This window comes from Sulfuricurvum sp. (genome assembly GCF_049587615.1).
Classification (GTDB): domain Bacteria; phylum Campylobacterota; class Campylobacteria; order Campylobacterales; family Sulfurimonadaceae; genus Sulfuricurvum.
The window spans coordinates 84,339-99,727 of sequence record NZ_JBAVEF010000013.1 but is presented as its reverse complement, the minus strand read 5'-3'; the positions used below and the strand labels follow the sequence as shown (position 1 = coordinate 99,727).

At 47.5% G+C, this 15,389-nt stretch carries 12 protein-coding genes and 1 tRNA gene; 11 read left to right on the top strand and 2 right to left on the bottom strand.

Going from position 1 to position 15,389, the window contains the following annotated elements:
* Positions 1-79: 79 nt before the first annotated feature.
* From WB308_RS01725 to WB308_RS01675, 11 genes are all read left to right on the top strand, one after another.
* Positions 80-1,258: an FtsW/RodA/SpoVE family cell cycle protein gene (locus WB308_RS01725; RefSeq protein WP_424188378.1), complete on the top strand. Its 1,179-nt coding sequence runs from the start codon at positions 80-82 to the stop codon at positions 1,256-1,258.
* Between the two features lie 94 nt (positions 1,259-1,352).
* Positions 1,353-2,372 (top strand): UDP-N-acetylglucosamine--N-acetylmuramyl-(pentapeptide) pyrophosphoryl-undecaprenol N-acetylglucosamine transferase, encoded by a 1,020-nt coding sequence (locus WB308_RS01720; RefSeq protein ID WP_424188376.1) that lies wholly within the window; start codon positions 1,353-1,355, stop codon positions 2,370-2,372.
* Positions 2,373-2,457: 85 nt separating this feature from the next.
* The gene (leuA, locus tag WB308_RS01715) at positions 2,458-4,125 is read left to right on the top strand and encodes a 2-isopropylmalate synthase (RefSeq protein ID WP_424188374.1); all 1,668 of its coding nucleotides are present in this window, start codon (positions 2,458-2,460) and stop codon (positions 4,123-4,125) included.
* A gap of 192 nt (positions 4,126-4,317) precedes the next feature.
* On the top strand, positions 4,318-6,870 hold the full coding sequence (gene alaS / locus WB308_RS01710) for an alanine--tRNA ligase (protein ID WP_424188645.1): 2,553 nt from the start codon (positions 4,318-4,320) through the stop codon (positions 6,868-6,870).
* Complete coding sequence (locus tag WB308_RS01705; RefSeq protein ID WP_424188372.1) at positions 6,867-7,403, top strand: hypothetical protein; 537 nt, start codon at positions 6,867-6,869, stop codon at positions 7,401-7,403. The genes alaS and WB308_RS01705 overlap by 4 nt, the downstream gene beginning before the upstream one ends.
* A 66-nt stretch (positions 7,404-7,469) precedes the next feature.
* Entirely contained in the window at positions 7,470-8,027 is a 558-nt protein-coding gene (gene maf / locus WB308_RS01700) for a septum formation inhibitor Maf (RefSeq protein ID WP_424188370.1), read from the top strand.
* Positions 8,024-8,779: a M48 family metallopeptidase gene (locus WB308_RS01695; protein WP_424188368.1), complete on the top strand. Its 756-nt coding sequence runs from the start codon at positions 8,024-8,026 to the stop codon at positions 8,777-8,779. The genes maf and WB308_RS01695 overlap by 4 nt, the downstream gene beginning before the upstream one ends.
* Positions 8,776-9,882: an aminotransferase class I/II-fold pyridoxal phosphate-dependent enzyme gene (locus WB308_RS01690; RefSeq protein WP_424188366.1), complete on the top strand. Its 1,107-nt coding sequence runs from the start codon at positions 8,776-8,778 to the stop codon at positions 9,880-9,882. Before WB308_RS01695 ends, WB308_RS01690 begins: the two co-directional genes overlap by 4 nt.
* Positions 9,883-9,886: 4 nt before the next feature.
* Positions 9,887-10,585: an ATP-binding cassette domain-containing protein gene (locus WB308_RS01685; protein ID WP_424188364.1), complete on the top strand. Its 699-nt coding sequence runs from the start codon at positions 9,887-9,889 to the stop codon at positions 10,583-10,585.
* Positions 10,586-10,620: 35 nt separating this feature from the next.
* Entirely contained in the window at positions 10,621-12,591 is a 1,971-nt protein-coding gene (locus WB308_RS01680; protein ID WP_424188362.1) for a penicillin-binding protein 1A, read from the top strand.
* A gap of 143 nt (positions 12,592-12,734) precedes the next feature.
* Positions 12,735-12,809 (top strand) — tRNA-Gln (locus WB308_RS01675).
* A 14-nt stretch (positions 12,810-12,823) separates the two neighbouring features.
* Here the strand turns inward: WB308_RS01675 and WB308_RS01670 are convergent.
* Positions 12,824-13,384 carry a DedA family protein gene (locus WB308_RS01670; RefSeq protein WP_424188360.1) on the bottom strand — a complete coding sequence of 187 codons (561 nt, stop codon included), beginning with the start codon at positions 13,382-13,384 and terminating at the stop codon, positions 12,824-12,826.
* Positions 13,385-13,387: 3 nt separating this feature from the next.
* Positions 13,388-15,361, bottom strand: a complete 1,974-nt coding sequence (uvrB, locus tag WB308_RS01665; protein WP_424188358.1) for an excinuclease ABC subunit UvrB — start codon at positions 15,359-15,361, stop codon at positions 13,388-13,390.
* Positions 15,362-15,389 lie beyond the last annotated feature (28 nt).

The following is a 15,389-nucleotide window of genomic DNA, read 5'->3' as shown; positions in this document are numbered from 1 at the left end:
ATTATTCCACTTCTTTTTTATCGAACTCTTTTCCAAAGAACGATATACTATGGCCAAATTATACATTATAAGCCTAAAAATGCCTGATAAAAAATTATTTCTTTTGACCACTGCACTGATTACGGTAGGGATTATCTGCTCCTATACCCTCTCTGCCTATACGGTTATTTTATTTGAATACAACGATTTTCATTTCGTTATGCGTGAGTTGATTGTTGCCATTTTTTCCATTTTTTTGATGTGGTTTCTCGCTCAGCTTGATCCCGATGTATGGCTCCACCGTTTGGGGCTGGCCCTCTTTTTTGGCGGTATACTTCTGATGGTCGTGATGCCTTTTCTTCCCGCGTCTCTGGTCAGTGAAGTAGGGGGAGCAAAACGGTGGATCAAGCTGTTTGGATTTTCGCTTGCACCGGTAGAATTTTTTAAAATCGGATTTGTTTACTTTTTAGCGTGGAGTTTTTCCCGCAAGCTCGGCCATCATGCAAATATGGGCGTTGTGGAAGAGTTTAAACGTGTTGCTCCGTATGCGGGAATTTTTGTGTTGGTTATGTTCCTGATTGCTTTTTTGCAAAATGATTTGGGGCAGGTAGTCGTTCTTGCCCTCACTCTTGCATTTATGCTCTTTTTTGCAGGGAGCAGTTTTCGCTTTTTTATGACGCTGATAGGTGTCTCGGTTGGCTTTTTCCTCTTTTTTATCCTCACATCGGAACATCGGATTAACCGTATCTTATCGTGGTGGGCATCGGCACAGAGTACAATTTTGGCTTTTTTCCCTGAATCGATTGCGCAGCATCTACGGATTGAAAATGCCGAAGAAGCATATCAAATCGGCCATTCGCTGAATGCCATTCACAACGGTGGAATTTTCGGAACCGGTTTGGGCGGCGGGACATTCAAACTCGGTTTCTTGAGCGAGGTTCACACCGACTTTGTTTTGGCAGGCATTGCCGAAGAGTTCGGATTTATCGGTGTATTCGCCGTTACGTTTCTTTTTATCATGCTGCTTCATCGCCTTTTTAAAATTGCCAACCGTTCCCACAACGATACGGCGTATCTGTTCAGTCTCGGGGTCGGCTTGCTCATCACGTTTGCGTTTATGGTAAATGCGTATGGAATCAGCGGATTAACACCGATCAAAGGGATATCCGTACCGTTTTTGAGTTACGGGGGATCGGCGATGATGGCTTCGGCAGTTGGAATCGGAATGGTCTTGATGCTCTCTAAAAAAATTATCTATCAATCAGGTGATAAAAAATGATAAAAGCACACAAGTGTGCGCGGGCACTCTGCCGAAGAGAGCTCAGCGTTAGCGCAGGCATCGGGATGCATTCCGATGGCGTTTGGAAAATGAAATGAATCTTATTTTTACGGGGGGCGGAACCGGAGGGCATCTGGTAATTGCGTTGTCATTGGCGGAAGCGGCCAAAGCCAGAGGGCATCGTGTCGTTTTTATCGGGTCTACATCGGGACAGGATCGACAGTGGTTTGGGGAAAGTACTCTTTTTGAAGCGACCCATTTTTTGGATACGACCGGAGTGGTCAACAAAAGCGGTTTGGGTAAATTGGGGGCGTTGTGGAAAATAGTGAAAGCGGTTGTTGCTTCTAAAGCGTTAATTGGCGATTTTCAAGCCGATGCGGTAGTGAGTGTCGGCGGTTTTTCGGCGGCGCCGGCAGCATTGGCGGCATTGATTGCTAAAGTACCGCTCTACATTCATGAACAAAATGCGGTTACGGGGAAGCTAAACCGATTGCTCCGACCGTATGCCAATGGGTTTTACAGTTCGTACGAAGAAGGGGAAAATCACTGCGATTATCCAGTAGGCGAAGGGTATTTTCAGAATGCGAGAGTTCGTAGCGCGGTGAAAACAATTATTTTTCTAGGGGGATCGCAGGGGGCAAAATTCATTAACGACCTCGCTCTTGACCTCGCACCCTGGCTGCACGAAGCGGGAATTCATATCATTCATCAATGCGGACTTAAAGAAGAAGAGAGGGTAAAAACGGCTTACCTGGAGTTTGGAATTCCTGCAGAAGTGTATGGGTTTACAACCCAAATCGCGGCACTGATCGAGCGGAGTGATTTTGCGGTGAGCCGATCGGGTGCGAGTACCCTTTGGGAATTATGCGCAGCCGGAGTTCCGGCATTTTATATTCCCTTCCCGTATGCGGCGGGAGATCATCAGTACCATAATGCACAGTACATACTCAAAAATGATTGCGGATGGTGTGAGCGTCAAGGTGAGGGGATTGCGGAGAAACTCAAAGCGGCTATTAGAAGTGATATTGCTACTAAAAGTGCCGCTCTTTCTTCGTTAATTCTCCCTAGCGGTGCGGCACATATTATTGAAAAGATTGAAAATAACTTTTCATAAGTGATTGATACCCTTTTTGCTATAATTCCGCCACTTATTGCCATCAGCAAGGGCAGTAAGAAGAGATTATTATAGGAGTTTCATTATGAAACATGCATCCGCGGGCAAATACCGCCCTTATCCTCAAGTTGATTTGCCAAATCGTGTTTGGCCGTCTAAAACTATTACGCACGCCCCTATCTGGTGCAGTGTCGATCTTCGCGACGGTAACCAAGCGTTGATCACCCCGATGAATTTGGATCAAAAACTTAATCTCTTCTCGCTCTTGCTGAAACTCGGATTTAAAAATATCGAGGTGGGATTTCCTTCCGCATCGAAGGTCGAATTTGACTTTTTACGTACCTTGGTCGAGCAAAAATTGATCCCCGATGACGTGACGGTTCAAGTCCTCGTCCAAGCGCGCGAACATTTGATCGATAAAACGTTTGAAGCGCTTGCCGGGGTTAAAAAAGCGATTGTCCATTTGTATAATTCCACCTCCGTTGCACAGCGCAAAATCGTATTCGGTAAAGAGCAGGATGATATCATTGCGTTGGCACTCGAGGGTGTCGATATGGTTAAAGCCCGCGCGGCTGCGCACGACGGCGAGATCATGCTCGAATATTCCCCTGAGAGTTTTACGGGGACTGAGTTGGAATTTGCCGCCCGTATCTGTAACGCCGTAACGGATCGCTGGGGGATCAGCGGGTCACGTAAAGTGGTGATCAACCTTCCCGCCACGGTCGAGATGGCGACGCCGAACGTTTACGCCGATCAGATCGAGTGGATGAGCCGCCATTTGACCAATCGGGAGCACGTATTGATCTCGACACACACCCATAACGACCGCGGAACGTCGGTTGCGGCGACGGAGTTGGCGTTGTTGGCAGGGGCGGATCGTGTCGAGGGGACATTGCTCTCCAACGGCGAACGTACCGGAAACGTCGATATCATTACGTTGGCGCTCAACATGTATACCCAGGGGGTCGATCCTGAGCTTGATTTCAGCGATTTGGAGACGGTCGTTCGGGTCGTCGAAGAGTGTACCGATATGAAAACGCATGAGCGTCACCCGTATGTGGGTGAACTCGTGTATACGGCGTTTTCCGGTTCCCATCAAGACGCGATCAACAAAGGGTTAGCGTATCAGCGTGCCAAAGAGGACCCGTTTTGGGAAGTGCCGTATTTGCCGATCGACCCGCAGGATGTGGGACGCAATTACGAGGGGATTATCCGTATCAACTCCCAATCGGGCAAGGGGGGGGTAGCCTACGTCCTCGAAGATAAATTCGGCTATTCGTTGCCGAAGAAAATGCACCCTGAAATCGGAACGATCATTCAAAAAGTAACGGATGAAGCGGGACGCGAACTCTCAAGCGAAGAGATTTTAGACATCTTCGAGAAAACCTATTTCGGTGAGCCGCACGACATTGAGTTTGTGGACTATTCTGTGATCTCGGAGAGTGCGAAAGAGCACTCCGCCAAATGTGTGTTGGAATACACCCATAACGGCAAAGTTATCCGAAGCGAAGGGATGGGGAATGGTCCGATCGATGCATGCAAAAATGCATTAATGGTGGAGTATTCCCACAGTTTTAAAATCCTCTCCTACAGCGAGCATTCACGCGGGGAACTTTCCAGCGCCGAAGCGGTTGCCTACATCGAGATTCAGACAGAGAGTTTGGAGAAATTTTTCGGGGTAGGGTGTGATAATGATATCACCGTTGCGTCGATTAAAGCGATGTTTAGTGCTCTTAATAGAGCGTTTTCGTAAGTTTTTCTCTACTTTTCTATATTAGTCAGAAAAGTACCAAAAGATCATACCGTGATCCAAAAACGCTACGTTCTTCTCGGCACGACTGCCTTTAGAACGGCTCTTTGTATTGGATCACGGGAATTTTATAATATTTTTTAACTCCTTCTTCGCTATAATCGCGCAATTTTTACTAACGGTGAGTAAACCATGATGGATGTCCGCGAAGCTTTTTTAGCCTTTTTTGAATCAAAACAACACGCACGGGTTCCGAGTTCCCCACTTGTCCCTGATGATGCAACCCTCCTTTTCACCAATGCGGGGATGGTTCCGTTTAAATCGATCTTTACGGGCGATATTCCGATCCCTGCTAATCCTCGTGCCACGAGTGCACAGACGTGTATCCGCGCGGGTGGAAAACATAATGACCTTGAAAACGTCGGTCATACGGCGCGTCACCACACGTTTTTCGAGATGCTCGGAAACTTCAGTTTCGGTGATTACTTCAAAGAGGAAGCGATTGCCCATGCGTGGGAGTTTGTGACCGAAGTGATGAAACTCCCCGTTGATAAGCTCTGGGTAACGGTTCATGAGAGCGATGACGAAGCTGAAGAGATTTGGAAGAAGCATATTGCGGCGGATCGCATTATGCGTTTGGGAGACAAAGACAATTTTTGGCAGATGGGAGATACCGGACCGTGCGGACCGTGTTCGGAAATCTTCGTCGATCAGGGTGCGGAGCATTTTAACGGCCCTGAGGATTATATGGGGGGAGACGGGGATCGTTTCCTTGAAATCTGGAACCTCGTATTTATGCAGTATGAGCGCAATACGAAGGGAGAGTTAAAACCTCTTCCGAAACCATCGATCGATACGGGGATGGGATTGGAACGTGCGACGGCAGTACTCGAAGGGGTTCAAAGCAACTATGATTCGACCCTCTTTATGCCGATTATTCGTAAAGTGGAAGCCCTCATCGGTAAACCCTATACCTATGCAAGCGGTGCGTCGTACCGCGTTATCGCCGACCATATCCGAACCGTGACGTTCCTCCTTGCTCAGGGGACAAACTTCTCGAACGAAGGGCGCGGATACGTCCTTCGCCGTATTTTACGCCGTGCGGTTCGTCACGGATATTTGCTCGGATTTACCAAACCGTTTATGTTTGAAGTTGCTGATACCGTTGCCGAGTTGATGGGGAAACAATACCCGTACATCGTTGAAAAATTGGCAGTTTTAAAAGAGCAAATCATGCTCGAAGAGGAACGCTTTTTCAAAACCATTGCTTCGGGGATTGAACTCTTCAACGAAGAACTTAAAAACACCAAAGAGACCTTCAGTGGAGAAGTGGCGTTCAAACTCTACGATACTTTCGGGTTCCCGCTCGATTTGACCGAAGATATGTTGAAAGAGAAAAATCTCTCCCTCGATGTGGAGACGTTTGAAACCTTGATGTCTGAACAACGCAAGCGTGCGAAAGCGGCGTGGAAAGGTTCGGGAGATGCACATGTCGAGGGAGATTTCAAAACCCTTCTCGAAACATTTGGGGTCAATACTTTTATCGGATACGGCTACACGAAAGCCCCGGTAAAAATTCAAGCCCTTTTGGGTGAAAATTTCGAGCGGGTTGATCAGCTGCATGCGCATCAGCGCGGTTGGGTGCTTCTCGAAGAGACTCCGTTTTATGCCGAAAGCGGCGGGCAGTGCGGCGATACCGGAACCCTCGGTGATAAAGCAACCGTATTGGACACGAAAAAATTCCACGGGTTGAATCTCTCCCATATCGAGACCCGCTCGACAATGAGTGTCGGCGAGACCATCGATGCGATTGTCGATCCTGAGCGTAACGAAATCGCGAAACACCACTCGGCAACCCACTTGCTCCATGCGGCATTGTATGAGTTGCTGGGTGAACACATCTCCCAAGCGGGGTCATTGGTCGAGCATAACCGTCTCCGTTTCGACTTCTCTCATCCAAAAGCGATGAGCCACGAAGAGATCGCTCTTGTCGAAGAGCGGGTAAACTATCATATCTTCCACGCGTTGGAAGGGATGACGAGAGAGATGAGCATCGATGAAGCGAAAAAAAGCGGAGCCAAAGCGCAGTTCGGTGAAAAATACGGTGATACGGTTCGTGTTGTTAATTTTGGAACGGCTTCGGTCGAGTTTTGCGGTGGTATTCACGTCGATAACACGGCAACCATCGGGACATTCGTTATCGTTAAAGAGAGCGGAGTGAGCGCAGGGGTTCGACGTATCGAAGCGGTGTGCGGAAATGCAGCCTATAACCTCTTTAAATCTCAGCGCCATCTCCTCGAAGAGGTAGAGGCATCGGTTAAAAACCGCGATGTTCTTGCGGGAATTGAGCGTCTCAAAGAGCAGGTGAAAACCCTCAAGCACGAAATGTCTGCATTGGCTTCTTCGGCCAAAGAAGAGCTTGCGGTGACGATGATGGGCAATACGGCTGTTGTCGTGGCGGAACTCGGAGCCGGAGATATCAAAGAGCGCATCGATGAGCTCAAAAATACTCACGATTCAGTTGCGGTCATCCTTTTCCAAATTAAAGAGGATAAAGTTCTCCTGGCTGCGGGGGCTAAAAATACGGGTGTGAAAGCGGGAGATTGGATTAAAGCAATTGCACCGATCCTCGGCGGCGGTGGCGGCGGACGTCCTGACTTCGCCCAAGCGGGCGGTAAAGATGCTAGTAAATTGGGTGAAGCGAAAGAGGCGGCATTGGCGTATGTAACGAAGGAGCTGGCACAATGAAAGAGTTCCTCGTAGAAACCTTTGCCCACCACCGTACACTCATCGTTTTTTTACACGTACTCAGTGCCGTGATTTGGGTAGGCGGGATGATAGCCATCCGTTTTGCAACCCATCAATCGCTCGCTCTTATTAGTGATCCAAAACTTCGTCTGGAGCGTGCGGCGCATACCCTGAAACGTCTTTTTACCATCGTATGGCCGTTTGTTATCGTTCTCATCGTAACGGCTGTTTTTATGGCGGTTGGGCTCGGATTCCGTGCTGCGGCGATGGATGCATCAGGCAATGTAATCGATGAGTATGCGATGAGTATTTATAATACGGTTCATATCAAAGAGGCGATTTGGCTGGTCATGGCGATCAACCTTGCGGCAATGATGTGGCGCAGAGCTAAAGCGGAAAAGGCACTAAAAGTAGGTAATATCGAAGAGGCAAAAGAGATGCTTGGTCTTATCGCGAAATACATGGTACCTGTCAATATTGTACTTGGTATAACCGCTATCTTTATCGGTGTAGTTCTCCGAAATGCTTATTAACGTCATTGCGGGCTTGATCCGCAATCTTAGATCCTGAATCAAGTTCAGGATGACAAAAGGGATTCAATGCTCCGTTTAGCTTCCTCTTCTATTACCCGTGCTGAGCTCTTGCGTGAGGCGGGTATCTCTTTCATCCAAGAATCCATCGACTTTGATGAAGATTCTATTATTGCTTCCTCCCCTAAAAACTTTGTGTATCAGGCGACACTGGGAAAATACCGCGTCAATTTAGAAAAATTCGGCTGCAGCGATTATCCTCTCCTTGTTGCTGATACTGTCGTTACGGCACACGGAAAGATTTTACGCAAAGCGAAGGATGAAGCGGATGCGAGAGCGATTTTGGAGATGCAAAGCGGCTCTGATGTCGCTATTATCACCTGTATGATCTATAAAACGTCTCGGCTTGAGCTCATGGATATCTCTTCAACCCACTATTTTTTCGATGTGTTTGATCCCCATGAGGTTGAGAACTATTTACGCAGCGGTGAGTGGCGAGGCAAGGCGGGTGCCTGTATGGTCGAGGGGTTTTGCAAATCTTATATCCGTGAAGTACGCGGATTCGAGAGCACCGCAATGGGATTATCGGTTGAAGTACTGAAAACTTTCTTGAAGGAGAGATCATGATGAACATGAAAATGGTATTTGTCACTGCCTTGTTGATCGGCGGATGTGCCACGACGCCGGTGACCAATCGTACACAATTTATGATGATTTCGCCCGATCAAGAGATGGCCTTGGGTGCAACGGAAGCACAAAAAGTGGTACAAACCTCTAAAATCAGTACCGATAAAGTGCTCCAGGAGCGGATCAAACGGATAGGTCAGAAAATCGCCGCGGTGAGCGGTCGGAATGATTTTAAATGGGAATTTACCGTGATTCAGGACGATACCCCCAATGCGTTTTGTCTTCCGGGAGGAAAAGTTTTTTTCTATACGGGGATTTTAAAGATCACTGAAAACGACGATCAGATTGCGACCGTTATGGGGCATGAGATTGCCCATGCTCTAGCACGTCACGGCGCTGAGAGGATGTCGATGCAAACGGCCAGTAATGTAGGGGCGCAAATTTTGGCAGCCGCATTGAATGTTCCGTCCGAATATCAAAATCTCTATGCACAGGCGTACGGGATAACTTCACAAGTGGGGCTTATTCTCCCTTACAGCCGCAAATTTGAGCATGAAGCCGACCAAATCGGCCTCTATCTGATGTGGAAAGCGGGGTATAACCCCGCACAAGCGCTCAAGTTTTGGGAAAATATGGCACGTCTCTCAAAAAATTCCCAGAAACCGCCGGCTTTCCTCTCTACCCATCCGGCCGATGATGCGCGTATCCGCGAAATTCGCGAATACATTGCACAACTCCCCGCACAGCGATGAATATCCCCTACGAGAGCGAACTCAAAGCGCTAATGCGTTCCGGGCGGTACCGTGAACGCCATATCCGTGATGACTCTTTGCTGGATGCCGCATCTAATGATTATCTCGGATTAGCCCATAACCAAGAACTTCACCTGAAAGCGTGTGAAACGCTCACCCATTACGGTGAACATGCTCCTAAAGCGTCGATGCTGGTTAATGGTTATCATCCTATCCATGCAGCGTTTGAGGATGCCTTGTGCGAAGCAAACGGGTTTGAAGCGGGCATCGTCATGGGAAGCGGGTTTAATGCGAATGTCGGTCTTATCGAAGCGCTGGTACGGAAAGGGGACGTACTGTTGATGGATGAGGAGTACCATGCGAGCGGTGTCGCAGGGGCACGAATGTGTGAGGGTGAGGTGGTCTTTTTTCCCCACAATGATGCGTCAGCTCTGGAAAAAGAACTTAATCGTGCAGAGGGAAAACGGGTCATTGTTGCTGTCGAGGGGATCTACTCGATGGGAGGCGACCCGGTTGTACGGGAAATCATCGAGCTCTCTATAAAGTACAAAGCTGTTTTGATTTTGGATGAAGCCCATAGCAGCGGTGTGATCGGTGAGTCATTGATGGGAATACTCGATCATTACGGAATTGCTCCAACTCCACTGATGCTAAAAATGGGGACACTTGGGAAAGCATACGGTAGTTTCGGGGCCTATGTCCTCTCCTCAAAGCATATCAGTGAGTATCTGATCAACAGGGCAAAAAATGTCATTTATGCAACGGCCCCTTCCCTTTATGACACGGCATTGGCCCATTATTCGCTTCTGTATATCCAATCCAATGCCGCAATATTGCGTGAAAAAATTTTGGCCCGTCAGAAAATCGTATATGAAAGGCTTGGTATTGCGTGTGCGGGATTGATCGTCCCGATTGAAATCGGGGATAATCGCGAAGTGATGGAGCTGCAGGCATGGCTAAAAAATGAGATGGGAATTCATGTCGGGGCCATACGTCAGCCAACCGTGAAAAAAGCAATCCTTCGACTCATTGCCAGACTCGACATCGACGAGGCGGTTTTGATTCAGGTGTGTGAGCGTTTAACGCAGATTTGGGTAAAATAGCGCGATGAATACCATTCATATCGATCGGCTTAAAATCACTCATAATGAGAATGTGCTGGTGGATATCTCATTTGAGATTCGGCGTTCATTGGCATTGGTCGGACAAAGCGGAAGCGGTAAGTCGCTCACCCTTAAAGCTCTTTTAGGACTTTTGGACCCGATCCTGGAAGTTTTGATCGAAACACAGTGCGGCTTTGAGTGGAAGTTAGGGAAAAGCGTAGCCCTTGTCCCCCAAAATCCGTTTACGGCGTTGTCACCTCTTACACGGATTAAAGATCAGATGTTCCTCTCCAAAGAGCGTAGTGTTGAGCTTTTTGCTCTATTGGGACTGGATGAGTCGCTGTTAGAGAGGTTCCCTCCTGAACTATCGGGAGGACAGCTTCAACGGGTGGTTGTTGCGATTGCTTTAGGTTCTGATCCGAAGTTGTTATTGCTCGATGAGCCGACCACGGCACTGGATCCCGCCTCAAAAGAGACTATGATTGCATTGCTAAAAACCTTACAGGAAAAAATGGGCTTTAGTATGTTGTTTGTTACCCATGATATGGGGATTGCATCCGAAGTATGCGAAGATATTTGTGTTTTATACGATGGACGGGTGATTGAAAAAGGGGACATTCATGAAGTTACCCGTGCGCCCAAAGAGGGATATACCCAAGCGTTAATTGACGCTGAATTTAAAACCAGGGGATTTAGAAATTGATCAACTCCTATGAAGAAATACCGCTAAGGACGAGAATGAGAAAATATTTGCTTATAGCTGCGGGGATCGTTGTGATGATTCCGGTGGTTTTTTTAGGGTACCTAATTTATTCTTTTGAATACGAAACCCAAAAACTGATTCAGTATCAGCCTCGTCTAACCACCGAAGTGTATGATCGTAACGGGAATAAAATTGCCAATCTTTTTAGTGATGAGCACCGTTATTATGTCTCCTATGAAAATATTCCACCCCGCCTGATTGAAGCGCTTTTGGCCATCGAAGATACAATGTTTTTTGAGCATCACGGTGTTAACCCCGATGCGATTATGCGGGCGATCATCAAAGACGTCAGTGCCGGAAAGCTCAAAGAAGGGGCGAGCACGATCACCCAGCAGCTGGTTAAAAATACCCTGCTGACCCGTGAGAAGAAGTTCTCCCGTAAATTTAAAGAGGTGTTGTACTCGATTCGTATCGAGCAAGAACTGACAAAAGAACAGATTTTAGAACGTTATTTCAACGAGATTTATTTGGGGCACGGTTATTACGGAATCAAAACGGCATCCGACGGATATTTTCGAAAACCGCTTAAAGAGTTAACTCTTAAAGAGATCGCGATGCTCGTCGGTCTACCTAAAGCGCCAAACTTTTATTCGCCGACCAAAAATTATGAACTTTCTCTCGGTCGGGCAAATCGTGTCATCGGGCGGATGTATGAGTTAGGGTGGATTGATCAGGCGACGTATGAAAAAGCGACTGGGGAGCGGCCGAAAGTTTATAACGACACCCTCAGTAAAAATTCAGGCCCCTACATTATCGATGAAGTAATGCGTCAGCTCGGTGATGCTTTTCCCGATATCCGCAGCGGCGGCTACAAAATTTACACCACCATCGATATGCGGCTTCAAGAAGCAGGATACAAAGCGCTTCAATCGGGTCGTGATGAAATTTTGAAACGGGCGCAGGAAGCGGGTGATTTGGATGAGAATATGCAGCGTCAGCTCAACGGTGCCCTTATCAGCCTCGATCCTCATACCGGAGAGATTTTGGCAATGGTTGGAGGAGTTGATTATTCTCTTAGCCCCTTTAATCGTGTAACTCAGGCCAAACGCCAGCCTGGATCGGCGTTCAAACCTTTTATTTATCAAGTAGCACTTGATAGCGGGATGTCTCCCGCCTCACTCGTTCCCGATATCGCCCGTACCTATACCTATGCCGGTGATGACGGTGAAGAGAAAACGTGGCAGCCGAAAAACTATAAAAATGAGTACAAAGGGATGGTTACGATTCGTAATGCGTTAACTCATTCGCGTAACCTGGCCACGATTAATATGGTCAGCGATATGGGCTTTGGTAAGGTAACCGACGGTTTAAGACGCTATGGGATTGTTGAAAATCTTCCTCCAGATCTCTCCATCGCTCTGGGAACCATTATGATTTCTCCTTTGGATTTGGCCAAATATTACACGATGTTTGCCAGCGGTGGAGCATTAACCAACCCAATTTTGGTCCGTCAAGTAATAACCCCGAAAGGGGAGACCATCCGGTATGAAAACAAAAGTCGCCAGGTGAATACCCCTCAGCAAATTTATCTGATGACCTCAATTTTGAAAGATGTTGTAAGTCACGGAACGGGAACGCCTGCCCGTGTCGGAGGGATGGAAATTGCCGGTAAAACCGGAACGACCAATAAAAACGTTGATGCATGGTTTGTCGGGTATTCGCCGACCGTAGAAACCGTTGTATGGTTCGGGCATGATGACAATACCCCGATGCGCAGAAGTGAAACGGGAGGACGTGCGGCAGGACCGGTATTTAGATACTATTATGAAGATATGATGCGCATTTATCCGAATACCAAGCGATATTTTGACCTTCCTGCAGGGGTTTATCGTGCACCGACCAATACGACTGAAGCAAATGTAACGGAAGAGTTTACCGATACCTCTTCAGCACCGGATGTAACTCAGGAAGAAGCACCGAAAACAGAAGAAAAATTGTTGTTCTAATTGGATGTTACGCACTTTATGAGCAAAGCCCATAAAGTGGCAGGGACAAGCTTGTCCCTTGCAACCCCCTAAAGCTTTCTGTATAAATACAGAAGAATTTAATTTTTTTTAAGGGGAATTTTTCTAAAATTCCCCTCTCACATTGGGGTATCGCCAAGCGGTAAGGCAACTGGTTTTGGTCCAGTCATTCGGGGGTTCGAATCCCTCTTCCCCATCCACCCTTTCTTTCCTTTTATTGTTTCTTTGTCGCACGAGAGAGATAGATCCAAACACTTCCACCAACAATCAGAAGCATAATCGGCGCTAAATAAGGTTTGTCCGCTACTGTTTTATACCCCTCAATCAATGCTCCCCCGAAAAGATAACTGAGGCCTCCGACGCTAACAGCCCAGATGAGAGCACCTATGGCGTTATAGAGACTGAATTTCCAAAAATCGTATTTGGTTAAGCCGACTGCCAAAGGGACAAGGGTTTTGAGTCCGTAAATAAATTTTTTAATGACGATAATCCACGAACCGCGTCGTTTGAGGAGGAGATGGGAAAATGCGAGTTTTCGGCGATGTTTTTTAAAATATTCCATCATCTCTTTTTTGTGATAGCGGGACATGTAAAACATCAGAGAATCGCCGATAAAGTTAGCAGTAAACGCGATAGCAATCGAGAGTGAAAGATCCATTTTCCCCATGAAACTGAGAACTCCCGCACCTAAAAGGGCGACAAATCCCCCTCCTAATGAGTAGAGGAATAAAACGATATATCCGTATGTAGAGAGGTTGTTGAGCATATCATCCATAAATCATAATTTCCTTATTTTTGCTATTTCATCACGCAGTCGCGCGGCTTCTTCGAATTCGAGTTTTTTTGCCGCTTCTCTCATTTTGATATTCAACTCCTCGATTAGTTTTTTTCGCTCGGCTGCAGGGAGGGTTTTCGCTTTTTTGGAGCGATTGTACAGCTCTGCCGGGTCTTCGAGTTTAAGATTCTCATCGAGGGAGCGTTTGGTCGTTGTTGGAGTGATGCCATGTTTTAGGTTATAGCCCTCTTGCAAGGCACGACGATCGGTCGTCGTTTTAATCGCACGCTCCATTGACCCTGTCATTTTCTGCGCGTACAAGATGACCCGTCCATGTTCATTCCGTGCCGCACGTCCGATGGTTTGGATCAGTGAAGTTTCAGAACGTAAAAACCCCTCTTTATCCGCATCCAGAATCGCGACAAGACTCACTTCGGGAAGATCAAGCCCCTCTCTTAGGAGGTTGATTCCGATGAGGACATCGAAATCTCCGACACGTAAACCGCGGATAATCTGGTTACGTTCAATAGCGTCGATTTCTGAGTGCATGTACTGCACTTTGATTCCCAAATCGGCGAGATACTTGGTGAGAGCTTCCGCCATTTTTTTGGTCAGCACCGTAACAAGGGCACGGTCACCTAAGGCAATGGTTTTTTTGAGTTCATCGTGAAGATCCTCGACCTGATTTTCGCTCGGTTTGATGGTAATAATGGGATCGAGCAATCCGGTAGGACGGATGATTTGATGGGCAATGGTCGTACTGATATCGATCTCCTGAGCCGCCGGGGTTGCCGAGACGAAGAGATAATGGGGGGCCTTATTCATAAATTCATCGATCATGAGGGGACGGTTGTCCAGTGCGCTCGGTAAACGGAATCCGTAATCGACGAGTACCTCTTTGCGACTTCGATCCCCGGCAAACATCCCCCGAAACTGCGGGAGACTCACATGGGACTCATCGACGATGATGAGGTATTTATCGTGATGGAGGGCAAAATAGTCCAGGAGGGTATAAGGGGCTTCTCCCGGTTTTTTGTCAGTGAGAAGGCGGGAGTAGTTTTCGATCCCTTTGCACATCCCCGTCGCCTGTAGCATTTCAAGGTCGAATTCGCACCGCTGCTTGAGCCGTTGTGCTTCGACGATTTTCCCTTGTTTATTGAGCTCAGCCAGTCGTTCGCCCAGCTCATCTTCGATCCTTTTAATCGCGCGGGAGAGTTTTTCCTGGCCGACGGCAAACTGGCTGGTGGCGTAGATCGTAATGGTTTGAATACTTTCGACCACCGAGTTGTTGAGCGGTTCGAACAGTGCGAGCCGTTCCACTTCATCACCGAAAAACTCGATGCGCACGGCTTGATCCTGCCAATAGGGGGGATAGATATCGACGACTTCGCCATTGACTCGAAAGTGACCACCATCGAAATAGGCATCGTTACGGGCGTATCCCATCTCGACGAGACGAAGGAGGAGCTTTTTTTGGCTGATCTCATCTCCAAGACTGACCACCTGCACCATTTTTTCATACTCTTCAGGATCTCCGAGCCCGTAATTGGCAGAAACCGAGGCAACGACAATCACGTCATCGTAGCTGAGAAGATTGGCGGTGGCCGATAGCCGCAAACGTTCCAGTTCATCGTTGATAGAGCTGTCTTTTTCGATAAAGAGATCTTGTCTTGGGATGTACGCTTCGGGTTGATAATAGTCGTAATAGCTGATGAAATACTCGACATGGTTTTCGGGGAAGAAGCTTCTAAACTCGCTGTAGAGCTGTGCCGCCAATGTTTTGTTATGGGTCATGATGATCGTCGGAAGCTGCACTGCCTCGATCACCTTCGCCATTGTCATGGTTTTACCGCTGCCTGTGACCCCTTCTAGGGAAATATAACGTTCGCCTTTTTTGATGCCGGAGGAGAGTGCTTCAATGGCAACAGGCTGATCACCGGCAGGCTGATAGGGAGAATGGACTTTAAAAATCGGCAATGAATGCCCCTAGAATAAATATTTGCAA